This window comes from Nannocystis sp. (genome assembly GCF_016714285.1).
GTDB lineage: Bacteria > Myxococcota_A > Polyangia > Nannocystales > Nannocystaceae > Nannocystis.
Genome location: NZ_JADJNN010000008.1, coordinates 379,808 through 403,713 on the forward strand (window position 1 = coordinate 379,808; position 23,906 = coordinate 403,713).

Consider the following 23,906-nt stretch of genomic DNA (forward strand, 5'->3'; position numbering starts at 1 on the left):
CAACATACAATCGCGATCCATAAATCCTGTAATCATCGGACTTCTCCTCCCGGTCCGCCGATGCGCTGGATCTGATAGCTCCAGAGATCGCCGGCGGCGGCGGGCTCGGCACCGCCGCCGACGGTGCGCAGGAGCACGGCGTCGGCGGCGCGTGGCAGGGCCCGCAGGCGCGCGGCGAGGCGCTCGGGCGCGGAGAGCGTGTCCTCGGCGTTGCTGACATAGACGACCGAGAAGCGCAGATTGCGGGCGCTGGCGGCGGCGGCGATCGAGGGCATGGAGGTGTCGCCCACGAGGTCGCCGAGCACCAGGTGGATCTCACCATATCGCCAGCGATCGCGGACGAATGTGTACAGCGCCGGGTCGCCGAGCCAGGTGCTCGCGCGGCCATCGTGCTGGCGTGCGGCGACGCGGCCCAGGTGCTGCGCGAGCATGGGCCAGACGTCGGCGAGCGAGGCGGGGGGTCGGTCGGTCGGATCGAGGAGGCCGCCCAGCAGCGCCTCCGGGCTCGCGGCCGCGACGATCCGGCGGCCGAGCTCGCGGTGCAGATCGAGGATCTTGTGATCGTGATCGATGATATAGGCGCGCTCGGCCCGGCTGACGGCGAGGAGCGTGTAGTTCTGGTCGGCGCCGACGCCGAGGTAGGCGCCGCCGCGATCGGCGATCGCCGCGGCGAACAGGTCGTGGCGGGCCTCGTTGCTGATGAGATAGTGGGCCCTGGCCTCCGGGACAGGCTCGTCGAGCGGCTCGAGCAGCCACTGCGCCTGCGACGCCTGGGACGCCTGCGACCGGGCGTCGGCGAGGGCCTCGCCCGCGAGCAGCGCCGCGAGCAGCAGCGCCCCGCGGGCCAGCGAAGGCCCGACGAGGTCGCTGACAATGTCCCGTCGATCAACCACCGAGCGCCTTGCGTCCGGCTTCACGGTACATATCGAGCCAGTAAAATATCTCCTCGAGCGGGAGGCCGAATCGCATGGAGATCGATCGCGGGGCCTCGTCGCCGCGGATCATCGCCAGCACCGCGCGCTCGCGCAGGGCGATCTCTGGGTTCTCGAGGGTGCGCGGGCGGACCATCGCCCCGAGCGGCGCGGCGCCAGGGTGCCGGGGCATGGGCGATGTACGCCGGGGCCGCGGGGGCGGCGTCGGGTGGAGCGGTGGGCGTGGTGCTCATGAATGCCTCGGGTCGTGGTGGTGGCGGCGGCGGCGGCGGTGGTGCTGCCGGTGCTGGCGCCGGCGTCGGTGCTGGTGGCGCTGCTGCCGGTGCTGGCGCTGGCGCTGGTGTTGGTGCTGGTGCTGGGGGTGGTGGTGGTGACTCGGGTGGTGGTGGCGGTGCTGGTGCTGTCTCGGGCGGTGCTGCTGCCGTGGTGATCAGCTCGGGCGCGCGAGTCGGCGGCGGCGGGCGGGGTCTGTCCTGAAGGGCAGGTTGGTCGCTCATGACCGGGAGCCGCGCGGCCGGGTCGCCGAGCAGCACGTAGCCGCGGAGGTCGTTGCGCTGCATCCACATGCGGCCGAGGACCTGCGGCTGGATCGGGTCGGGCTGGCCGCGGACCAGGGCGTCACGCTGGATCTGATAGGAGGCGGTGAGGTCGTTGTTGGTCTCGCGATAGACGCTCATCAGGGCGTCGAGGCCGACGCCGACGCGGCTGCCGGCGAGCAGGCTGCGCAGGGTGGAGAACATCCGCGAGGCGCGGCTCTTGTTGTTGCCGGGGGCGGTGAAGCTGAAGGTCCACGCGAGGTCCATGTGGCCGATCACGGCGAGCGGGCCCCGCGGGTTGGCGAGCAGGGCCTGCGGCAGGGCGGCGACGAAGGGGCGGTCGCCGGACCTGGGCAGGCTGCGCAGGACCTCGGCGGCGGGCTGGCGGCTGCCGCCGTGGTCGGCGAGCTGCGCGAGCCAGGGGTAGAACGCGCTGGCGTCGGGCGTGCCGGCCGCGAAGCAGGCGATGCACATCCAGACGCCGCCGGGGAGGAAGGGCGCCTCGCGGACGGCGTCGGCGGTGAGCGGCGAATCGAGGCCCAGCGAGAGGGCGCCCTGGAGCGCGCGCTGCTGGTCGGGGGAGCGCCAGCCCTTGCGCGGCGCGCCGAGGCCGTGGCTGAGCGAGAGCAGCACCGAGGGCACGTCGCTGCCGACGGTGGCGAGCATCTCGTCGGGGCTCCAGTCGCTGTACGGGATCTCGGCGACGCCCGGGCGGTCGAGCTTGCTGGCCGCCGACCACGCCTCCGCCATTTGCATGCAGGGCTCGACGAGGCGGCTGTAGCCGGTCTGGATCGCCGAGGTGCCGTCCTGCACGGTGTAGAACAGCGACCGCCCGCGGTCGGCGGGCTCGGCCCGCTCGCGAGCGACGACCTTCTCGGCGTAGTTGCGAAAGCCCGTGAGGGTCGGGCAGTGGAGGCGGCCGACGAGGGCGCCGTTGGCGAGCGTGTGTTGCAGCTCGAGCGAGACGCCGTCGAGGTCGCCGAGGATCAGCAGATAGTGCGGGCGCTCCTCCTCGGGCACATCCTCGTCGCGGTGGACGTCGTTGCGCCAGCGGATCGCGGCGGCGCTGTCCATGCCGGGGTCGACGCGGTAGATCGTCGGCACAGCGCCCTGCTGCGCGTGGCGGTGGTCGATCAGCGCCCGGATCGCCGCGAGCATGCGATCGCCGTCCTCGCCGCGCGGGGCGATCACCGCCCAGCGCTGCGCCGGGAGGTCGTTCGGGTCGCGGTCGGGGGCCGCGAGCTCCATCGAATCCCGGCCGCGCGGGCCCTTCTCGGGCGCTGGCACGTCGGTCAGGGTCGACTCCGGGAGGCCGCCCTCGAGCACGGGGACAAGCTCCTCCGCGTCGGTGATCAGGAGCTGGAGGTCGGTCTGGGCGTCGGCGTTGCTCATGGTCGGTGGGCTTCAGTTGTTGAAGCAGTCGGCGCGGCACTTGTATTCGAGGGCGCACAGGGCGAGGTCGCGGCAGTCGGCCTCGACCGCCTCGGGCGTGCAGTCGTCCTGGCCGATCAGGCCCTTCACGACGCAGCTGCGCCACCTGGGCACCGCGCAGGCCTTCAGATCGACGGCGCACTGCTTGCGCACGCACTTCCCACAGACCGGGTTCTTCGGCGCCGGGATGCAGTACTTGAGCGGCGGCGGGAGCGGGGCCACGGTGGGGAGCGGGGTCGGTGGCGGCGTGCCGGTATCGGTGTCGGTATCGGTGTCGGAATCGGTGTCGGAATCGGAATCGGAATCGGTGTCGTTCGTCGGATCATCGGTGCTGCCGGAGGTCGTGAGATCGGCGGTGTCCTGGGTGCCGGTGCTGGCCGGCTCGACGGTGGGCTCCGCCAGCGGCGAATCGCCGGTGGGCGGCTTGCTGGCCCTGGGCCCGGCGGGGGCGCGGAGGCGGCCGTTCTCCTGCTTGCATTCGGTCAGCGCCGGGCTCTCGTCGCAGAGCTGGACGCTGGCGGCGGCGCCGGCGAGCGCGCCCGTGCCGGCGCAGGCGGTGGCGACCACGGCGACCTCGGCCGTCTTGGTGCTGACATACGCGATAGCGACGAGGGGGAAGGAGAGCAGCCATTTCTTGCCGCCGGGGCGGATCCTGATGTCGTTCGCCAGCAGGCGCCAGCGCCCGCGCAGGAGGTCGCGGAAGGCCCCGAGGTCCTCCTCCTTGACGCCGAGCACGAGGTGCAGGCCGCCGAGCGGCATCGCGGCCATGCGCGTGAGCGCCTCGACGAAGCGGGTGACCTCGGCGGGGTCGCGCTTGTTGTCGAGGAGCTGCTCGAGGCGGTAGAGGGCGATCAGCAGCGGTCGATCGGAGCGACGCTCGGCGCGTTGCAGGGCCGCCTCGAGCGCCGCGAGCGGCTTTTGGTCCGGGGGGCCGGCCTCGAGCTCGAGCTGGCGGTTGATGTGATCGACGAGCTGCTGGACGGTCGGGCCCTGCTTCTTGTCCCAGCGATCGACGATGACGCTGCGGACGTCGACCTGCTCGCGCAGGCGCGGCAGCACCTCCTCGACCACGAAGGCGTCGAGCTTGGTGGCGGTGGGGGCGTAGATCGTCGAGCAGCGGTACGCCATCAGCTGGCCGACCAGGATCGTGGCCAGCGCGGCGGGGTCGCTGCGGCGCATCGCCCGGCGATCGACGCGGAGCTCGGCCTTGCTCATGGCTTCACCTCCTCGATGATCTGCGTCAGGTCGGGCAGGGCCATCGCCACGGCGCGCACGGTGCCCTGGCCGAACAGGCCGCCGGCGCCGCGGTCCCAGATGTCCTTCTCGTTGTTCTCGGGGGCGACGACGGCGACGCTGACGCGGGAGGGCGGCCGCTGGTCGAGCAGCCAGCGCAGGAGCATGCGGTGGCGCCACTCGAGCACGGAGATGCCGACGCAGAGCATCGGGTGCGCGCGCAGCCAGCCGACGAACTGACACTCCCAGTCGGGCGGGAAGATGTCGCGGAGATCGATGAGGCCCTGGATATGGTCGTCCTCGGTGAGCTGCGGGGTGGTGAGCACCGGCTGCGTCTCGGGCGAGTAGCCGCCGTAGAGGCGGAAGATCATGAAGTCGCGGTCCAGGTCGACGTCGGGCGGAGGATCGTCGTTCTCCTCCCACTCGGGCTTGCCCGCGGCGCGCGTCAGGATCAGGCGCGCCTCGCCGCTGCCGGGCGCCGCCGGCTGAATGACGTGGATCGTGCGGCCCGGGTGGAGGTCGGCGATCGTCTGCTCGAGGAAGGGCAGCCACAACAGGGTGGTATGCGCGCCGGGCCGCAGGGCCCTGGCGATCGCGCGGATGAAGGGCGGCGCCTCGAGCTCGACGGTGGTGCCGATGGTCTTCTGGAACAGGCGGCTCAGCTTCCCCTTGCCGTGGCGGAGGGAGAAGCGCTGGGCGACGGCGCTGAGGCCGAGCCGCTCGGCGTCCTTCTCTCCGTCCTTGCCGAGCTCGGCGACGAGGTCCCGCAGCAGCTCCGCGTGCCCGGGGATGGCGGCGCCGCTGCCCCCGAGCACCAGCGAGAAGCGCTCACGCAGCAGGTTGCCGAGGGCGGGGTCGACCTCGCCAAGCGCCCCGCCGGTGAGGCCCGCGACCGGCGCGACCAGGCGGCGCTTCCTGAAGTCGAGGATCCGCGAGTCCGGGCCGCGCAGGTAGAGCACCGGCGAGAACACCTCGGCGCCGCGCTCGATGAAGGTGCGGCGGGTCGCCTGCAGGCTGGCGGCGACGTCGCCCATGCCGTCCCTGGTGCCGGTGAGCGTGCGATAGAAGACCGTGGAGATGTCGCGGGCGACCTCGGCCTTGACGGGCCACAGGTGGGCGAGCACCGCGTCGGCGCCGTCGCGGGCGAGGATCTCGGCGGCGCTGGCGAAGGCGCCGGGCCGGGCCCCGCTGCAGGCCTCGAGCACGACCAGGCGCAGCTCGGCGCCGAGGTTGGTGCGCAGCTCCTGGGCGAGGGTCTCGGCGAGCAGGAAGCCCGACTCGCCAGCGCCATCCTCGACGAGGTAGAGGCAAGGGTTTTGCCGCTCGTCGGTGCCGCCGTGGCCGATCCAGTGGATGATGTGCGGCGCGTCGCTGCGGCGCAGGCGCTCGAACAGGCGCGGGCCCGCGGCCTGGTCGCCGACGATCGGGTCGAGCCATTGCAGCGAGCCCTCGGCGATCGACTCGTGCAACGCGGCCTTGAGGCTGGTCAGCTTGTCCTCCTCGCCGAGCGGCGAGATGGCGAGCAGACGGACGGCGCGGCGGATCTCGCGGTTCTCGTAGGGCTCGGTCGAGTTGACGCCGCGGGTGACGAGCAGCTCAGGCAGGCAGCCGATGAAGTCGCGGGCGGTCTCCGGGCGACACATGACCTCCCACGGGAAGCGCTGCAGCTCGGGGTCGCGGATCATCAGGCGCAGCAGGAGCTTGCGGTCCTGCGCGCGGGCGACCTCGCCGAGGCGCACGAGGAGGTCGCGGAGCTGGTCGCGGAAGAACGCGGCATGCAGCTCGCGGGCGCCGGTGATCACGTGCTCGGGGAGCGCCGAGCTGGCGGAGACGGCCCGCCGCACGCCGCTCGCCAGGCCCGTCAGGCGCCCGAGGTTGATCGGCGCGAGGTCGAAGGCGGCGATACGCTCGCCGCGAGAGCCGCGCGCCGACACGCGGATCACCTGATTGTCGCGCTCGACGTCGATCTCTATCCACGACATATGCGTGCCACCCGTCGCGTTTCGTCGCTCATGGTGAAGGCCCCGGGTTCGTATCGAGCTCGATCAGATCCTCGTTGAGGCCGACCAGGCGGAACTCGATCCGGCGATTGGCGGCGCGGGCGGTGTTGCCGTCGCTGCCGTCGAGCGGCTGCTCGCCGCCGTATCCGGCCGCGCGCAGGCGGCACTCGACGATGCCCTGATCGACCAGCTCGCGGCGCACGGACATCGCCCGGCGCAGCGAGAGCGCCTTGTTGACGGCCGGGTCGCCGTCCGCGTCGGTGTGGCCCTGGATCTCGATCTTGATGTGCGGGTGCCGCCGGAGCACCTCGGCGGCCCTGGCGAGGATCGGCTTGGAGCTCTCGCTCAGACGATCGCTGAGGAAGCCGAAGGTGATACCGCGGAGGGTGCCCAGGATCGCGGCGATGTCGGGCGGGATCACGTCGGGGCAGCCGTTCTCGTCCTCGAAGCCGTTGACGGTCTCGGGGTCCTTTGGGCACCTGTCGATCAGGTCGAGCAGGCCGTCGCCGTCCGAGTCGGGGGCCGGGCAGCCGTTGTACTCCGCGACCCCGACGACGTCGGGGCAGGTGTCCTTGCGGTCCTCGGGGATGTTGTATTGCCCGGCGTCGTAGAAGCCGTCGCCGTCCTCGTCGACCAGGGGGGGGCAACCGTCGCGCGCGGCCAGGCCGGACTGCTTCGGGCAGCGATCGTCGAGGTTGCGGATGCCGTCGCGGTCGTCGTCCGGGCAGCCGCGCAGGCTCCTGACGCCGTGCTCGCGGGGGCACGCGTCCTCGCTGCGGGCGCGCTGGCCTGGGTCGGGCACGCCGTCGCGGTCGGTGTCGAGGTAGGGTCGATGGAGGGTGACGACGAGGCTGGCGAGGACCTCGGTGTGAAAGGTGCGGGAGGCCTCGACGGTATGGGCGAGCCCGAGGTGGGTGCGGGCGTCGATCCTGCCGCCGATCCAGCGGGTGGCGAAGACCTTGAGGCCGCCGCCGAAGTGGAGCGAGGGGTCGATGTCACGGCCGAGCGCGCCGCCGGTGCCGAGGAGGCCGCCGCCGACCAGGACGAAGGGCACGACGCTGTAGAGCGGGAGCTGGGCGACGAGCTGTCCGCGCGCGCCGAAGATCCGGGCCGCGGCGCCGGCGTCGGTGCGCGTCGGGGCGAGCCCGGCCTCGGCCTCGACGCCGAGCAGCGCGAGCGGATAAAAGCCGGCGCGCACGGCGAGGCTCGTTGCGGCCGGGGCATAGCGGCGCCACGTGGTGTCGTACTGATAGAGCTCGTGGTCGGCGCTCGGGAGGAGGGCGCCGACGCCGACGCCGAGCTCGACGACGTTGCGCCCCGGTCGCAGCCGGGTGATCCATCGCTCCGGGGTCGCAAGTCGGGACGCGTTGCCAGTCGCCGGCAGGGGGGGGGTCGATGACGTGGACGACCGGTCGGGCGTCGGTGTGGCGGCAGATGGTTCGGCGGTCGCAGGCGGGGCCGCGAGTGTCGCCATGGGCGTGACCATGACCAAGAGCCCCACGATCCACCGGATGCCGCCCCATCGGGCGTGGGCCTCATCGCGGCCGCCGGCGAGCACGGGGGCCTGTCGGTCCGCGTCGCGGCGCAGCAGTCGAAGGTCGGTGTCATCTGCGCTCATGAAGGGTCGCCGCTCTCGTGCTTGACGCCCGCCCGCGTGGTCTGTGAACGGCGGCGCGCCGCCGCTCGCCGCCGGTGACGGCGGGACGGTTGCAAACCGTCGTGAACCGTTCGCAGCGGCCCCTGGCGGCCCGCAGCGGCCCGCAGCGGCCCGCCCCGCCGTGGCAGGCAGCTTGCAAATCCGGCCCATCGTGACACTCCACGCGTGCTCTCCCGCTGTCGTGACCGCCGAACAGTTCTGGGGTCTGTGGCTGCGCGACCGCGACTATTTCCTGCGCAGCTGTCTGCGCTGGCTGCGAGGCAACCGATCCGACGCCGACGACGTCGTGAGCCGCGGGCCCTCAAGGCGCTCGAGTTCCTGCGCCGCAGCCCCGGCAGCGTCGAACGCTTCCAGCCGTGGGCCATGCGGATCCTCCAGAACCTGTGCATCGACCGGCTGCGCGGGGCCCAGCGCCACGCGCGGTGCATCTGCGACGACGACGTCAGCGAGGAGCTCGCGTGCGTCCACGCCGGCGTCGTCACACCCGAGCGGATGTTCTTCCGCGGCCAGCTCGGCAGCGCCGTGGCGGAAGCCGTGGGCACCCTTCCGCCGCGCCTCAAGTCCGCCTTCTGCCTCCGCTTCGTCGACGACCTCGGCTACGACGAGATCTCGCGCCGGCTGGTCATCACCCCGGCCAACGCCCGCAAGCGCATCGAGCAGGCGCGTCGCTTCCTGCGCGCCCGCCTCGGCGGCTACAGCGACTGAAGCAGCCGCGCCGCCAGGCGGGGGGGGGGGGGGGGCGGGGCCCGGCCGGGCGCGGGGGGGGGGGGGGGGGGGGCGCGGCGGGGACGGAGCAGCCGCGCTCGTGATCACGGCACCAGCTCGAGCTCACGCAGGCGCAGCTGCAAGGCCCGCAGCGACACCCCGAGCAGTCCCGCCATCGCCGCCAGATCGCCGCCCTGCTGGGCATAGAGCCCCGCGAGCTCGTCGCGTGGCAGGTCGCGGGCCTTGCGGACCTTTCCCGTGCGCTTCATCCGGGCGTACAGCGTGTTGCGCGAGACGCCGAGCTGCCGGGCGGTCGCCGCGATCTGCCAGTCGTTGGCCCGCATCGCCGCCGTCAGCTCCGCGTCCGAGACCTGCGTCCCCGGCTCCGGCTCGCCCGTCGACGTGGGCATCGACGTGGGCGCGGCCGGATGTGCGCGTCCGACAGTCCCGGCCGCGAGCGCCTCCACGACGCCGAGCACGTCGCCCCCGGCCAGCAGCGCACCGACCATCCGCCGCACCACGTTGCTCAGCTGACGCACGTTACCTGGCCACGCGTAGCGCAGCAGCCGGGTCATCACCGCCGTCGGCAGCTCCCGCGAGCAGTCGCGTGTCATCGCCTCGAACAGCTCGGACTGGCCGGCGCGGCGCAGCTCGTGCTCGAGGAAGTGCACGAGCAGGCGCGGCACGTCGTCGAGTCGGTCTCGCAGCGGTGGCACCACCAGCTCGTGCCCGGCGAGGCGGTGCAGCAACGACGGTCGGAACGCGCCAGATTCGATCGCTGCGTCGAGGTTCGCGTCGGTCGCCGCGATCACCCGCACGTCCACGCGCCGCGCCGGCGCCCCGCCGATCGGCTGGACCTCGCCGCTCTCGAGCACCCGCAGCAGCATCGCCTGCACCTCGATCGACGCCTCCCCGATCTCGTCGAGGAAGAGCGTCCCGCCGTCCGCCTCGCGGAAGTAGCCCGGCCTCGACTGCAGCGCCCCCGTGAACGAACCCCGGACATGACCAAACAGCTCGGCGATCGCGGTGCCGGGGTTCAGGGCCGCCAGGTTGATCGCCACGTAGCTCCTGGCGGCGCGAGGCGACGCCGCGTGCAGCGCCCGTGCGACCAATTCCTTGCCTGCCCCCGAGGGCCCGCGGATGAGCACCGGCACGGGCAGTCCGGCCGCCTGTGTGATCTCGCGGCGCACCTGCTGGATCCCCGCGCTCTCGCCGACCAGGCCGTACTTCGGCGCCGGCTCTTCGCCCCCGACAACGGCGTGCAATAGCAACACCACCCGCCCGCCGAGCTCGAGCACGACGCCGCGAGCGAGCCGCTCGGCGGTCACGGTCAACGGTCCTGTCAGCTGCATGGCGTCCACGGTCACCCCAGAGCCCGCGCCCATCGGGTCGATCACCACATCGCCCGCCTCGCTGGCCCGCAACATCAGGGGTGAGCGGCTGATGTACGGGTCGAGGAGCGGCCCGGTCACCCGCCCATCTGTGGTCCGCAGCTCCGGCGTGCGCCGCGAGAGCTCCACGCCCCCTGCGAGCCCCACGAGCTCGACCCGCTCGCCGATCCGCCGCAGCGACGGGTGTCCTGCCAGCGTCAGCAGCACGCGCCGTCGTGGTGCCGCGCGATGAGTCGCCCCGTTCGGCACCCGCGTCGTCTCGTCCAGCGGCCCCACCAATCCAACCATCGCCGACATCGAGTATCGGCCCAAGCAAGCGCTTGAACCAGGGACCAAGCTCGCACGCTCGTCGCCACCCGCTCGCAGGCGCAGGCGCTCACGTCGGCCGGGCCGAGCGCGCGCGAGGTACCTCAAGCGCGCGCTCGAGAGCCTGCGCGCCTCGCTCGGGGCTGAGGAGACGATGAGCGAGCAGCCGACGGCGAGCCGTGAATCGGAGACCGGAGGTCAGGACGGACGCGCCAGCGCTCGTGCGACGCGTACACAAGGCCGCCGCGCTCGCTGGCATGGGCGGACGATCAGGTTGTGGGTCGCCTCGAGCTCGCCGTGGCCCTCGACACGCGGGCATGCGATCAGTCCTCTCCGTCGTTGTCGTCGGCGGCGGCGGCGGGATCGTCGGTGGCGCGAGGCCGTCGTGGTTGCATCGGCCCCGCGGGTGAGGCGGGGCCGGGATCGGGTCACTTCGGGACGACGCAGACCAGCAGGGGCTCGGTCTCGTTGTTGCTCTCCTTGCATTCGTTGAGGCCGCCCATGCCCTTGCCGTCGTCGTCGACGACCGCGTGGATGGTGACGGACTCGGTGACGTTCGGGACGCTGAGCGTGACCTGCTCGGCGGCGCCGGCCGCCAGCGGGCCCTTGGTGAACGCGGTGCCCAGGTAGCCCTTGTTCTGCTCGTAGAAGGACACGGGCACGCCCGGCCCGACGCCGAGGCAGCCGAGATTGGCGACCCACACGCTCATCGCAAGGTCGGGGCATTTGACGTAGTCGACGTCGAGGTCGTAGACCTGCAAGTCGGGGGCGCAGAAGGCCTTGGCGCCCTGGGCGTTGCGGCGGTAGCTGTTGTATGGATTCATCGCCGGCGTGGCCCAGCTCGGCGGCTCGGCGAGCGGGATCTCGCCGACAAGGCCCACATTCGTGATGTGGTACGTATGTTGGTTCCACACGGGCCGGGTGGAGACCCAATTATCGAGTGAGTCGCCCCAGACCTCCAGGCCGCTGTCGAGCACGCCAGAGCCGCCGTCGTTGTTGGTCGGGAAGATGATCTCGGCCTTGAAATCGCCGTCGACGTCGGCGATGACTGGGTATTCGGTGCGGGTGCGCGAGCCGTTCTTGTCGCGGAACAGCACCTCGGCGTCGGTCATGTTGCCGTCGCACGCGGGGCCCTTGGGGTTCTTGAGGCAGTCGGGCTCGACGCCGGGGTAGATGCGCAGATAGACCTCATCGTTGTAGACGACCTCGTTACGGCCGTCGCCGTCGAAGTCGAAGACGGAGCTGCCCGTGACCTGGGAGGAGGTGTCATCGGTCGGGGCGCTCCACAGCTTGGTGAAGGTCGCCGCGCCGTCGTACTTGTAGACGATGTACTGGCTCGATCCGGCCGCCGCGACCTCGGGCTTACCGTCGCCGTCGAAGTCGGCGATGTTGGGCGGGCCGCCGGAGCCGCCGTTGGGGATCGGCGCCTCGGCCAGCTTGGCGCCGGTCAGGGGGTTTAGGGCGTAGATCTTGGCGCTGCCGACGATGATCACCTCCGGCTTCTTGTCGCCGTTGAAGTCGGCGACCCCGCAGAAGCCGTCGACCACCGCGCTGTTCCACAGCTGCTTGACGGTGAAGGTGTTGAGCGCGACCTTGCCCGAGAAGCCGAACGCGGTCTTACCGGCGATGAGCTCCTGGTAGCCGTCGCCGTCGAGGTCAGCGACGCAGCTGATCGGGCCCTGACCGTTCTTGCCCTCGCCCTGTGTGCCCTCGAACAGCTTCTTGCCCTTCGAGTTGAAGATCGCGTCGGCGTAGATGACCTCGGCGTCGCCGTCGTTGTCGAGGTTGGCGATCGCCACGGCGCTGCTGACGTTGGCGGCCGTGAACACGTCGGACTTCCACAGCGGCGCACCGGTGCTGCTAAACGCCAGGATGTTCTTGCCTTCACCTGGGACCAGGATCTCGGGCTTACCGTCGTAGTCGAGGTCGCCGACCGCCGGGCTGGCGGTGCTGTTGGTGTCGTAGTTGGTGTCGGTGTTGGTGAAGATCTTGGCGCCGTTGTCGCCGCGGATGATGCGGAGCACCCCGTTGGTGTCGGGCTGGCCGGCGGTGTAGCTGTTGAAGATGATCTCCGGGACGCAGTCCTGATCGAGGTCCACCACCGCGGCCGTCGATGACGATTGGTTGAACGTTGGTCGGTCGTTGACGCCGATGTCGAGGTGCGGCCAGCCCGGCGTACACACCTTCTTGACGCAGGACTCGGCGGTCTGGCACTGGCTGTCCATTGTGCAAGCCACGACCTTGCGCTTGCCCCACGTGAATGTGGGGACCGGCTTGAAGGTCTGGGCCGGCGGCTTGTAGATGCAGTTGAGGTCGGCCTTCGACGGCAGGCAGAGCTTGAGCTCGGAGTCGCAGACATTGCCGATACCGCAGTCATTGGCGACCTTGGTCGCGCATTGCTGGGTGTCGCAGGCGTCGCCCGGCACCACGCATTCGCCGAGGTAACAGATCTCCTGACCGTTGCAGCAGTCCTGCTGCTGGCCGCAGGGTGGGGGACCGCCGCAGTCCTTTTGACATTGCGCCTCGATGCAGAGCTGGTCCGGGGCGCAGCACTCGTCGTTGCATTGCTTGTCGGGCGCACAACCCTGGCCGCCTGTGCTCCCCGAGGTGTCGGAGACCACGCCGCCGCTGCTGCCGGTCGACACCATCGTGTCGCTCTGGGCCCCGCCGGTGCTGCTGTTGGTGTCGCTGACGTTGCTCGTGCCGGGGTCGGTGTCGGGCAGCGTGGTGGCGGAGTCGGTGGTCGGGCCGCTGGTCGGTCCGGCCGAGGTCGGCCCCGTCGTGGGCTCGCTCATCGAGCCCTGGGAGGCCGAGCCCGTGCCCGTGGCTGAGTCGCTGACCGTCCCGCTCGCCTCTGTGGGTCCGGGGCCGGTCGGCGATGTGCCGCTGCTGCCCGCGCTGGTCCCGTCGGTGAGGCCACCGGTCATCCCGAAGGTGTCCGTCGTGCCCGTGGCGTCACCGCACGCGGTGAGCTGCGCGACTGTCAGGCCGAGCGAGACACGCACGACCACCCCATTCCATCCACCCCATGTCAGTACCATCGGGCGAGCCTGACACGCGGCCGCGATCCACACAAGCGTGCTGGTCTGGCCGACGCTGCATGTGACAGCGAGCGGTCGTGGCCGTCGCCGGCGTTCGTGCAGGCGCACGAATGAGCGCTCCGCGGCACGGGCACAGACACCTGCGGCTGCGGCCGCGGCTGCGGCTGCGGGCATCCGGGCCCTGATCTGTGGTTGCGGTCGCTTGACGAGCCCGCGACGACGAGGCTTGCGCGCCTATCACGGTGATATCATCCTGCCATCAGGAGGTTTTCATGGCATCGATCCGCGAACATCGGGGCTTCACCCTCAACGGCTTCCTCGCGCTGGCGCTGTTCTTCGGGCTCGTCGCCTACGCCGGCAGCGTGGTCTACGAGGTCAGCACGGCCGCCGCGCTGCATGGCAACCCGCGCCCGCAGGACTTCATCCCGCTGTGGCAGGTCGGCGCCATCGGCCTGCTGCTGCTGATCTGCCTCGGCGGCTTCTTCGTCGTCCAGCCCAACGAGGCCCGCGTGCTGGTGTTCTTCGGCCGCTACGCCGGCAGCGTCGCCGACGCGGGCTTCTTCTTCGCCAACCCGCTGGCCGGGCGGCACACCATCAGCCTGCGGGTGCACAACTTCAACAGCGAGAAGCTCAAGGTCAACGACGCCCGCGGCAACCCGATCGAGATCGCCGCGGTGATCGTCTGGCGCGTCACGGATACCGCCCGGGCGCTGCTCGACGTCGAGAACTACAAGGGCTTCGTCGCGGTGCAGTGCGAGACGGCGATCCGCGCGGTCGCGACTCGCTTCCCTTATGACAGCCACGACGGCGAGGATTCGCTGCGCAGCAACCCCGACGAGGTGAGCGCCGCGCTCAAGACCGAGGTGCAGGCCCGCCTCGACGTCGCCGGCCTCGAGATCATCGAGGCCCGGCTGTCGCACCTCGCCTACGCCGCCGAGATCGCCCAGACCATGCTGCGCCGCCAGCAGGCCGAGGCGATCGTCGCGGCTCGCCGGCAGATCGTCGAGGGCGCGGTCGGCATGGTGGAGATGGCGCTGCGCCGCCTGCAGGAGACGGGCGTCGTTCAGCTCGACGAGGAGCGCAAGGCCGGGATGGTCAACAACCTCCTGGTCGCGCTGGTCGCCGACCGCGAGGCCCAGCCGGTGATCAACACCGGAACCCTCTACTGACGCCGGTGCCGTCATGAGCGACAAGAAGCGCTTCCTCCTGCGCCTCGAGCCGGATCTCTACGCCGCGCTCGAGCGCTGGGCCGCCGACGAGCTGCGCAGCGTCAACGGTCAGATCGAGTTCATCCTCAAGGAGGCGGCGCGCGGCAGCGGACGGCTGCGCGCGCCGGGTGAGGGCAAGGCCTCGCGGGGCCCGCCGCGGCCCCGTTGATCCGCACGGCCGCGGTCATGGCCGCCCCCAGGGCCACCGGCCTCGTTGCCCACCCGCCTCGTTGCCCTCGGCCGCGGAGGATCACCGTGGTAAGCCGCGCGCGGATCCAGCATCATGCGGCGGTCCATGCGACGTCCTGCACCCCGTAAGGCCGCGAGGCTCCGCCGCGCGGCGCTCCGTGCAACCGCCACCTTCGGCCTCGGCCTGAGCCTCCTGGCCTTCGGGACAGCCGAGGCCGCGCCCGCAGCTGGGCCCGCGTCGGCACCCGTGTCGGCACCCGTGTCGGGCTCTGGCGTCGCGCCGCCTTCTGCGGCCACGCCTGGCGCCGCGACGCTGTGGACGCCTGGCATCCGCGACGCCGCCCACCCGGGCCGCTTCGTCCGCGAGTTCGCCCGGCGCAAGGCCCTGCTGCGCGCCCCCGGTCCCGAGGCGGTGCTGGCACTGCTCGGCGCGATGGTCGAGCTGCAGGGCGAGATCCCCGGCCTCGAGATGGCGGCCTTCCTCGACGGCGCCCGCAAGCACCGCGAGCCGCTGGTCGCCAGCCACGCCGGCTACCTGCGCGCGCAGCTCGAGGAGGCCCGCGGCGATCAGGCGCGGGCCACCGCGATGTACCGCGCCGAGGGCTTCGTGCTCGACTGGCAGATCGTCGGCCCCTTCGAGAACACCGGGCGAGCCGGTCACGCAGCCGTCTACGCCCCCGAGACCGATCCCTTCTCCGCCGGTCAGAGCTTCGTCGGCAAGCTGCCCGGCGAGCCGCTGGTGTGGCGCCGCTTCGTCCACGAGCAGGCCCCGCGCGGCGCCTTCATCAACCTCGCCGACCTGCTCGACCCGCCCGAGCAGGCCGTCGGCTACGCGACCGTGTGGGTCAAGGTCGATCGGCCTGGTCGCGCCGCGCTGCACCTCGGCACCAGCGGCGCCTACAAGGTCTGGCACGACGGCGTCCTGGTCGGCAGCGACGACACCTACCGTACGCCGACGCCGCTGCAGGCCAGCCACGCGCTCGAGCTGCGCGCGGGCTGGAACCGCATCCTCATCAAGCTGGCCACCGACGACGGCATGTGGGGCTTCTACGCCCGGCTCAGCGCCCCCGACGGCCGCCCGCTCGCCGGTCTGGTGAGCACCCTCGAGCCGCAGTCGACGCCCGTGTCGCCTGGCGCGAAGGACAGGTCCGTTAGCACAGGTCCGAAGGGACAGGTCGCAAAGGCCAGCCCCGGCGCGGGCGGCGTCGCCAGCAGCCCGGTCGGCGTCGGCCGCCCCGGTGCGGGCGGCGTCGCCAGCAGCCCGGTCGGCGTCGGCCGCCCCGGCGTGCGCAGCCTGCGGGCCGCGCTCGAGGCGAAGGGGCAGGGGCCGCGCGCGCGCCCGGCCGACCGCCTCGCGCTGGTCGAGTTCTACCGCTGGACCTTGCCGTTTGCCCGCGAGGACCGCAGCGCCGTCGACCGCGCCCGCGAGGCCGACAGCGCGCTGGGCACCGCTCGCAGCGCGTACCTGCTGGCGACCCTCGACCCCGACCAGAACAACAGCCGCGTCGCCCTGCAGCGCGCCGTCGAACGCGCCCGCGCTGAAGGGTCCGGCTCCCGGGAGGGCGGCGCCCCGCTGCTGGCCACGCTCCTGGTCGAGCTCTCGCTGCGCGACCGTTACCTCGGCCTCGAGTCGCGGGCGCGGGCGCTGCTCGACGAGGCCTTCCGCACCGCGCCCGACGACGTCATCGTCGAGCTCGCGCTGGCCGAGCGACTCTCGGAGGACGGCTTCCCGCTGGCCGCGCTGGCCTGGGTCGGCGACATGCAGCGGCGCTACCCGGACTCGGCGATCCTGGCCCGTCAGCAGGCCGAGCGGCGCATGAACCTCGGCCGCACCGAGGAGGCGCTGCAGATCCTCGGCACCCTGCAGGGCGCCCAGCCGACCGACCTCGGCGTCGCCGCGGAGATGCAGGACGGCCTGCTCCGGCTCGGCCGCGCCGACGAGGCGGTGGCGATCGCCCGCGAGCGCGTGCGTCTGGTCCCCGGCCTGCCCGAGAGCCACCGCGCCCTGGCCCGCTTCGAGGAGGCCCGCGGCGACCTCGCGGCCGCCCGCGCGGCGATGCAGCGGGCCGCCGATCTGGCCCCCGCATGACGCCGACATCCACGCCCAGATCGGCCGCCTCGCCGCGCGCGCGGGCGACGTCTCGGCCGCGATCCAGAGCGTGCGCCGCTCGCTCGAGCTGCGCCCGCAGCAGCCCGACCTCCGCGACTTCCTGGCGACCCTCGACCAGGGCGCCCGCGACGACCTGCTCGCCCGCTACCCCGTCGACCTCGAGGAGCTCGCGGCGATCGCGACGCCGGCGGCGTGGAAGGGCAAGGACGCCGGCATCCTGCTCGCGCGCACGGCCGTGCGCGTGCTCCCCAACGGCCTCAGCGAGCGCCTCGATCACCGCGTCATCCGCGTGCTCGACGACCGCGGCATCCGCTCGCAGGCGATGCAGGGCGTCGTCTTCGACCCGGCCGAGGCCTACGTCGAGGTCCGCCGCGCCCGCGTGCGCCGGGCCGAGGGCGGGGTCGAGGAGATCGGCGACGCCAGCGTCGTCGCCCTCACCGACGCCGGTTACCGCATGTTCTACGACCAGCGCCAGCAGCGGGTCACCTTCAACGGCCTGCGCGTGGGTGACACCCTCGAGGTCGCGTTTGTCCGCCGGGACACCGCGGCGCGCAACAAGTTCGACGACTACTTCGGCGAGATCGCGGCCCTCGAGGACGTGCTGCCGCAGCGCCGCCGCGAGTACATCCTCGAGGCGCCGGCGGGGCGCAAGCTGTTCTTCAACCAGCCGGTCGAGGCCAGCCCCGGCAAGGAGCCCGGCACGACGCTCTACAAGCTGGTGGTCGGCGAGCGCAAGGGCATCCGCCCCGAGGGCAACATGCCGGGGTGGACCGAGATCGCGAAGTACCTCCACGTCAGCACCTTCGCCGACTGGGACGCCGTCGGTCGCTGGTACTGGAGCCTCGTCAAGGAGCAGCTGGTCGTCGACGCCAAGATCCGCGCCGCCGTCAACGAGGTCCTGCTCGGCCTGCCCGAGGGCGCCGACGAGCGAGCCAAGGTGCGCGCGCTCTACAAGCACGTGATCACCAGCACCCGCTACGTCGGCCTCGAGTTCGGCATCCACGGCTTCAAGCCCTACCGCACCACCGACGTCTACGACCGCCGCTTCGGCGACTGCAAGGACAAGGCGAGCCTGCTCAAGGTGATGCTCGCCGAGGCCGGCATCGCGTCGAACCTCGTGCTGGTGCGCACCCGCGATCAGGGCACGATCGGCGCCACGCCGGCCTCGCTGTCCGCGTTCAACCACGCCATCACCTACGTCCCGAGCCTCGATCTCTACCTCGACGGCACCGCCGAGTTCTCCGGCCCGGAGGAGCTGCCGACCGGCGATCAGGGCGCGACCGTGTTGATCGTCCGCGACGGCGCCGGCGCCGAGCTGCGCACGATCCCGACCAGCAAGCCCGGTGACAACGCCCAGACGATCCGCCAGACCATCGCCCTCGCGGCCGACGGCAGCGCCCGCGTGCAGCACGAGCTCACCGTCACCGGCGCCGGCGCGGCCGGCTGGCGCAGCATCTTGCAGAGCGCCGACAACCGCAAGGAGCGGCTCACCCACGCCTGGGGCGGCCAGTTCCCGGGCGTGGTCGTCGCCGACATCGAGGCGCCGACGCTCGGCGACGTGCTGCTGCCGGTCAAGCTGCGCAGCAGCTGGCAGGTGCCGAGCTGGGCCCAGACCCAGGGCGACGGCCTGCGCTTCCCGGCGCTCGGCTACCGCACCGGCCTCACGCGCCAGCTCGCCGGTCAGGCCAAGCGCGAGCACGACCTCGTGATGGCCGCGCCGTCGATCGAGGACAGCCAGCTCGCGTACCAGCTGCCCCGGGGCTGGAAGATCGTCCAGGCCCCCGCCGACAAGCAGATCGACACGCCGCTGGCGAGCTTTCGCCTGCGCGTCGAGCAGAAGGGCGACACGGCCCAGGTCAGCACCCACATCGAGTACCGCAAGTCCCGCTTCACGCCCGCCGAGTACCGGGCCCTGCGCGACTTCCTCAGCCAGGTCGACGGCAGCCTCGATCAGGTGTTCGAGATCCGTCCGGAGCGCTAGGCAACCCATGTCATTCCCGTCCGCACCTGTCCTTCGGGCCATGTTGTCCTTCGCCGCGATCGCGGCCCCGATCTCGCTGCCGGCGTGCAAGCACAAGGCCGAGACCACGCAGGCGCCGTTCACCGCCGACGCCGCCCGCCAGCGCGCCGCGGAGCTCGAGCGTCAGCTCGTCAAGCAGCCGCAGGACGACGTCGCCGCGCTCGAGCTGGCCAACCTGCAGTGGTTGCACCTGCGGGCCACCGCGAAGGCGCTCCCCACCTTCGATCGCCTGGCCGCGCGGGGCAACCCCTACGCCCAGGTCGCGCGCATGATCATCGCCGACGCGCGCCTCGACCTCGTCACCGTGCGCAGCATGGCCCACGCGCTGATCAAGGGCGCCGCCGCGGCGCCGGGCCTCGCCCCTGCCGATGTCGCCGAGCGGGCCGCGCTGGCCGAGCTCGGCGCCCGCTACATCGGCGAGAACCACGGCGAGCTGCCCGACGACGACCTCGACTTCACGCGCTTCTTCGCGGAGGTGGAGCGCCTGCCGCTCCCGGTCGCCGTCACCCAGCCGCTGCTGAGCCAGCGCGCCAGCATCGCTCGCCGCCTCGATCAGCCCTACCTGGCCTACTACGAGGCTCAGGGCTGCGTGCGCGCCTGGCAGGTCGGCAAGGTCGAGGGCCACCTCGAGGCCTTCGAGCTGCGCCGCGCCGCGGCCGACCCCGCCGCGTTCGAGCTCGACCCGCAGGCCGTGCTCACGCCGCTGTCCTGCGTCGTCCGCACCTGGAACCCGACCCCGCGCGCCGGCATGCGGCGCATGCGAAGCTACCTCGACGTCCCTGGCGAGCAGCTCACCCTCAACATCAGCAGTCAGGAGGCGGTCCGCGTCTACCTCGACGGCGCGCCGATCCACCGCAGCGACCGCAGCGACCGCTGGCCCCGCGGCGACAACACCCTCGAGCTCAAACTACAGCCTGGCATCCACCGCCTCGACGTCCACACCGCCGTGCCGCGCGAGAAGGTCTGGGTCCTGGTCCGCGCCACCGACCACCGCGGTCAGGCCGTGCCGGCCAGCGTCGAGGCGAAGGGCCCGCTGGCCCCGGCCTTCACAGGTCAGCCCGTGCGCCCGCGTTCGCCGTTCTTCCCATATGCACAGGGCCCGATCGCCGGCCCGAGTTACGCGCCGCTGCGCATGCTGCTGGCCGCCTCCGACGCGATGGCCGACGCCAACAGCGACGACGCCGAGGGCTTCATCAAGGCGCTGCGCCACGCGGGCCCGAACTTCGCCGAGGGCGAGCTGCTGGTCGCGGCCTTCGAGACCGGCGACCCCACGCGTGACCGCAGCACCTCGACGGCGCGCCAGCGGGCGGCGATCGAGCGGGCCCTGGCGATCGACCCGGGCCTCGCCCGCGCGAGGATCCGCCTGCTCGAGATGGGCCTCGAGCGCGGCGAGACCAGCGAGGTCCTCGACGCCGTCACCGCGCTCGGCGACAAGGCCCTGCGCAACGTCCCGGGCGAGCTGCTGCGCTACCAGGCCTACCTCGCCCGCGGCAACGAGTTCCAGTCCGACGCGGCCCTGGCCCGCGCCGCCGCGATCCACCCGGAGCACTGCGCGGTGCTCAAGGCCCAGCGCGTGGTGGCCCAGCGCCGCGGCGACGTCGCGGCCGAGGACGCGCTCTCCGCGAAGGTCGAGACCTGCCCCGGCACCACCGGCACGCGCGCCCGCCTGGCCGCCCGCCGCGGTCGCCGCGACGAGGCCCGCGCGCTCTACAAGAAGCTGCTCGAGCGCACCCCCGACGACGTCGACGTGATGGCCGAGCTCGCCGAGCTGGCGATCAGCGAGGACAAGCTCGACGAGGCCCTCGGCTACCGGCGCAAGATCCTCGGCCTGAACCCCTACGCGACCAGCATGCACGTCGCCATCGCCGACCTCCAGGCGCGCATGGGCGACCCCGCGGCCGCGCGCGCCAGCGTCGGCGAGGCGCTGGTCCGGGTCCCGCAGAGCATGGCGATGTGGCAGGTCGCGCAGAACATCGGCATCCCGGACGACCTCGAGGCGCTGCGCGTCGACGGCCTGCCGATCGTCGCGGCCTACCGCGCCGGCAAGCACGACCACGCCGGCGTCGGCGAGGTGCTGGTGCTCGACCGCAGCGTCACCCGCGTGTACCCCGACGGCAGCCAGCGCCACATCATCCACACGATCACCGAGCTGCGCTCCAAGGAGGCGATCGACCGCTACGGGGAGATCGAGCCGCGCGAGGGGACCCGCACGCTCACGCTGCACAGCATCAAGGCCGACGGCCGCGTGTTCGAGCCGGAGTCGATCCCCGAGAAGGACGGCCTCAGCCTGCGCGGCCTGCAGATCGGCGACTTCGTCGAGTACGAATTCATGTTCGAGCGCGAGGAGCTCGGCCTGCTCCCGGGCTACGTCGACCTCTCGACCTTCCGCTTCCAGTCGCCCGAGACCCCGTTCCACATCTCGGAGATGATCGTCGCCTACCCGAGCGACATGCCGCTCAAGGCCGAGCTCCGGGCCGGCGCGCCGCAGGCCGTGGTCACCCGTCTCGCTGCGGTCGCTGGCCTCGCTGCGGGCGCTGGCCAGGGCGAGCTCACCGTGCAGCACTGGCGCGTCGACCGTTCGCCGCGCCTCGGCGTCGAGCCGCAGATGCGCAACAGCCTGTTCGAGGTCCCGAACGTGCGCGTGTACAGCGACGTCGACACCGCCGCGTGGCTGTCGGCGCTGGGCCTGCGCATCTACACCGGCCAGCGCAGCAACCTCGAGCTGCGCCAGCTGACCCGCAAGCTGATCGCCGGCAAGACCTCGCCGCGCGCCCGCCTGGAGGCGCTGCACCGCTGGGTCGTCGAGAACGTCGAGGAGGTCGGCGAGCTCACCGTGCCGGCCACGCTCACGCTCTCGGCGCGCAAGGGCAGCGGCATGATCCTGCTCAAGACCATGCTGCGCGAGGCCGGCCTGCGCGCGGAGCTGTGGATCGCCCGCGACAACTTCGGCGCCGACATCAAGCCCGGCGGCAACCCGCTGTTCGAGTCCTACGATTCGCCCTACCTGGCCGTTTGGACAGGTGAGGGCGAGACCCCGACGATGGTCATCACCGGCTCCAAGGTGCTGCCGCTCGGCTACCTCGTGCCCGGCCTCTCGGGCGCGGCCGGCTTTCGCATCCCGCTCAGTGAGAGCGACACGGCGCCCGGCGCCGTTCGCTTCCCGGTCCGGCCGGCCGCGCTCGCCGACCGCCGCAGCTACCGCGTCCGCCTCGAGCTCGGCCGCGACGGCAGCGGCCGCGTCGAGGGCAGCATCGAGCTGCAGGGCATGGAGGCCGCGGCCTGGCGCGACGTGCTGCGAAACCTCGACCGCGACCGCATCAACGACGGCTTCGAGCGGGCCGAGCTGTCGGTGCTGTTCCCCGGCGCCACGGTCGAGCTCGCGGACCTGCAGATCGAGCAGGAGAAGCAGCTGGACGCCCCGCTGCGCCTGATCTTCCAGGGCGGCATCCGCGGCGCCGTGGTGGCCCAGGGCGGCGAGCTGCTGATGCGCGCCGCGACCGTGCCGCTCAACGTCGGCCTCGGCTACACGGCGCTGCCCGAGCGCAAGACCGGCTACGCGATCCCCTACGCGCCGTTGCTCGATGCCGAGGTGACGATCCAGATCGCCGGGGCCAAGTTCACCGGCACGCCCAGCGCCGAGACGATCGACACGCCGCAGGGCAGCTACCACCGCAGCGTCGAGGTCGGCGCGGAGGGCCTGACCGTGCGCACGCGTGCGACTCTCGGCACCGGCGTGTTCGGCCCCGAGGTCTACCCCGCGCTCGCCAGCCTGACCCGCCGGGTCAAGGCCGCCGAGGACCAGGTCATCCGCGCCCGCTGAGGCGTTGCCGCAGTCGCGCGGACGGGCGACGATGCCCCGATGTCTCCCCGCGTCCCCCTGGTCCTCCTCCTCGCCCACGCGGGCGCCTGCGGATCGTCGTCGGAAGCCTCGACCACCGGCGACGTGAGCAGCAGCAGCGGCGAGAGCAGCAGCGGCGAGCCCGTCACACCGACCACCGGCGAGGCCGCGACCGGCAGCGACGACAGCACGAGCAGCGCAGGCAGCGACGCGAGCAGCAGCGGCTCACTCGCCACCAGTGACACCGGCGACACCGGCGAGACCAGCGACACCGGTGATCCGGGCATCGTCTACCCCGAGCCCGACTGGCAGCCCGGCGATCCGATGGCGCACGGCTTCGACCCCGCGGGCCTCGCCGGCATGGCCGCGCTCGCCGAGTCGAGCGACTCGAACTGCCTGGTCGTCACCCAGGGCGGCGCCTTGATCGGCGAGTGGTACTGGAACGGCTTCGACGCGGCCAAGAAGCAGGACAACGTCTACTCGGTCACCAAGTCGGTCACCAGCGCTCTCGTCGGCATCGCCGCCGAAGAGGGCCTGCTCGACATCGAGGCTCCGGTCGGCTTCACCGAGTGGGCCGGCAGCGACAGCGAGGCGGTGACGATCCGCAACCTCATCAGCAACAACTCGGGGCGCGAGTGGAGCTTCAACAGCGACTACATCGCCATGGGCGTCGCCCCCGACCAGACCCAGTTCGCCCTCGACCTCGGCCAGGACAAGCCGGTGGGCACCTTCTGGGAGTACAACAACGCCGCGATCCAGACCCTGGAGCGCGCGCTCAAGACGGCCACCGCCGGGCCGCTCGGGGACTACGCCCAGAGTCGACTGTTCGACGCGATCCACATGAGCGCCGACATGGGCAAGGACGGCGAGGGCAACGCGCTGACCTACCAGGGCGTCTCGGCGTCGTGCCGCGATCTGGCGCGCTTCGGCTACCTCTACCTGCGCGGCGGCACCTGGGCCGATGACGTCCAGGTCGTCCCCGCCGCGTGGGTCAGCGCCACGATCACGCCGAGCACCGCCTTCAACAGCGCCTACGGGTACATGTGGTGGCTCAATCGCCCGGGCCACTGGATCTTGCCCTCGGTGCCGCTGCGCACCGAGGGCGACGGCAAGCTGATCCCCGCGGCGCCCGACGAGGTGTTCGCGGCGATCGGCGCCTTCGGTCAGTTCGTGGTCGTCGATCCCACCACCGATTCGGTGTGGGTGCGACTCGGGCCGATCGACCTCGGCGACGCGTCGGGCTTCGGCAAGCTCAATGCGCTGTGGGACGCCTTCGAGGCGGCGCAAATTCCGTAGACGTCGTAGAAGC

14 protein-coding genes are annotated in these 23,906 nt (G+C 72.1%); 7 read left to right on the forward strand and 7 right to left on the reverse strand.

Annotation, left to right across the window (positions count from 1 at the left end; genetic code table 11):
• Window positions 1-32 precede the first annotated feature (32 nt).
• From IPJ59_RS16610 to IPJ59_RS16630, 5 genes are read right to left on the reverse strand one after another with little or no spacing between them, the layout of a single operon-like run.
• Window positions 33-893 carry an LIC_10091 family protein gene (locus IPJ59_RS16610; RefSeq protein WP_293272444.1) on the reverse strand — a complete coding sequence of 287 codons (861 nt, stop codon included), beginning with the start codon at window positions 891-893 and terminating at the stop codon, window positions 33-35.
• A 20-nt stretch (window positions 894-913) separates the two neighbouring features.
• Entirely contained in the window at window positions 914-2,860 is a 1,947-nt protein-coding gene (locus IPJ59_RS16615) for a hypothetical protein (protein WP_293272445.1), read from the reverse strand.
• 12 nt (window positions 2,861-2,872) lie between these two features.
• Window positions 2,873-4,114 carry a hypothetical protein gene (locus tag IPJ59_RS16620; RefSeq protein WP_293272446.1) on the reverse strand — a complete coding sequence of 414 codons (1,242 nt, stop codon included), beginning with the start codon at window positions 4,112-4,114 and terminating at the stop codon, window positions 2,873-2,875.
• A complete protein-coding gene (locus IPJ59_RS16625) occupies window positions 4,111-6,114 on the reverse strand; it encodes a CHAT domain-containing protein (RefSeq protein WP_293252453.1) in 2,004 nt (667 codons plus the stop codon). The genes IPJ59_RS16620 and IPJ59_RS16625 overlap by 4 nt, the downstream gene beginning before the upstream one ends.
• Before the next feature lie 28 nt (window positions 6,115-6,142).
• Window positions 6,143-7,606, reverse strand: a complete 1,464-nt coding sequence (locus IPJ59_RS16630; RefSeq protein WP_293272447.1) for an OmpA family protein — start codon at window positions 7,604-7,606, stop codon at window positions 6,143-6,145.
• Window positions 7,607-7,996: 390 nt separating this feature from the next.
• Here IPJ59_RS16630 and IPJ59_RS16635 point away from each other — a divergent pair, with 390 nt between their 5' ends.
• Entirely contained in the window at window positions 7,997-8,494 is a 498-nt protein-coding gene (locus IPJ59_RS16635) for an RNA polymerase sigma factor (protein WP_293272448.1), read from the forward strand.
• 104 nt (window positions 8,495-8,598) lie between these two features.
• Here the strand turns inward: IPJ59_RS16635 and IPJ59_RS16640 are convergent, their stop codons facing one another.
• Window positions 8,599-10,092: a sigma 54-interacting transcriptional regulator gene (locus IPJ59_RS16640; RefSeq protein WP_293272449.1), complete on the reverse strand. Its 1,494-nt coding sequence runs from the start codon at window positions 10,090-10,092 to the stop codon at window positions 8,599-8,601.
• Window positions 10,093-10,619: 527 nt separating this feature from the next.
• Complete coding sequence (locus IPJ59_RS16645; protein WP_293272450.1) at window positions 10,620-13,196, reverse strand: FG-GAP repeat domain-containing protein; 2,577 nt, start codon at window positions 13,194-13,196, stop codon at window positions 10,620-10,622.
• Window positions 13,197-13,504: 308 nt separating this feature from the next.
• On the opposite strand from IPJ59_RS16645, the gene IPJ59_RS16650 reads away from it, so the two are divergent.
• The 6 genes from IPJ59_RS16650 (at window position 13,505) to IPJ59_RS16675 (ending at window position 23,893) form a co-directional block, all read left to right on the forward strand.
• Complete coding sequence (locus tag IPJ59_RS16650) at window positions 13,505-14,401, forward strand: SPFH domain-containing protein (RefSeq protein ID WP_293252463.1); 897 nt, start codon at window positions 13,505-13,507, stop codon at window positions 14,399-14,401.
• 13 nt (window positions 14,402-14,414) lie between these two features.
• The gene (locus IPJ59_RS16655) at window positions 14,415-14,609 is read left to right on the forward strand and encodes a type II toxin-antitoxin system antitoxin (RefSeq protein WP_293252465.1); all 195 of its coding nucleotides are present in this window, start codon (window positions 14,415-14,417) and stop codon (window positions 14,607-14,609) included.
• Between the two features lie 267 nt (window positions 14,610-14,876).
• Window positions 14,877-16,718, forward strand: a complete 1,842-nt coding sequence (locus IPJ59_RS16660) for a tetratricopeptide repeat protein (RefSeq protein WP_293272451.1) — start codon at window positions 14,877-14,879, stop codon at window positions 16,716-16,718.
• A gap of 70 nt (window positions 16,719-16,788) precedes the next feature.
• Window positions 16,789-18,720: a DUF3857 domain-containing protein gene (locus tag IPJ59_RS16665; protein ID WP_293272452.1), complete on the forward strand. Its 1,932-nt coding sequence runs from the start codon at window positions 16,789-16,791 to the stop codon at window positions 18,718-18,720.
• A 40-nt stretch (window positions 18,721-18,760) separates the two neighbouring features.
• Complete coding sequence (locus IPJ59_RS16670) at window positions 18,761-22,579, forward strand: tetratricopeptide repeat protein (RefSeq protein WP_293272453.1); 3,819 nt, start codon at window positions 18,761-18,763, stop codon at window positions 22,577-22,579.
• A 39-nt stretch (window positions 22,580-22,618) separates the two neighbouring features.
• Window positions 22,619-23,893, forward strand: a complete 1,275-nt coding sequence (locus IPJ59_RS16675; RefSeq protein ID WP_293272454.1) for a serine hydrolase domain-containing protein — start codon at window positions 22,619-22,621, stop codon at window positions 23,891-23,893.
• Window positions 23,894-23,906 lie beyond the last annotated feature (13 nt).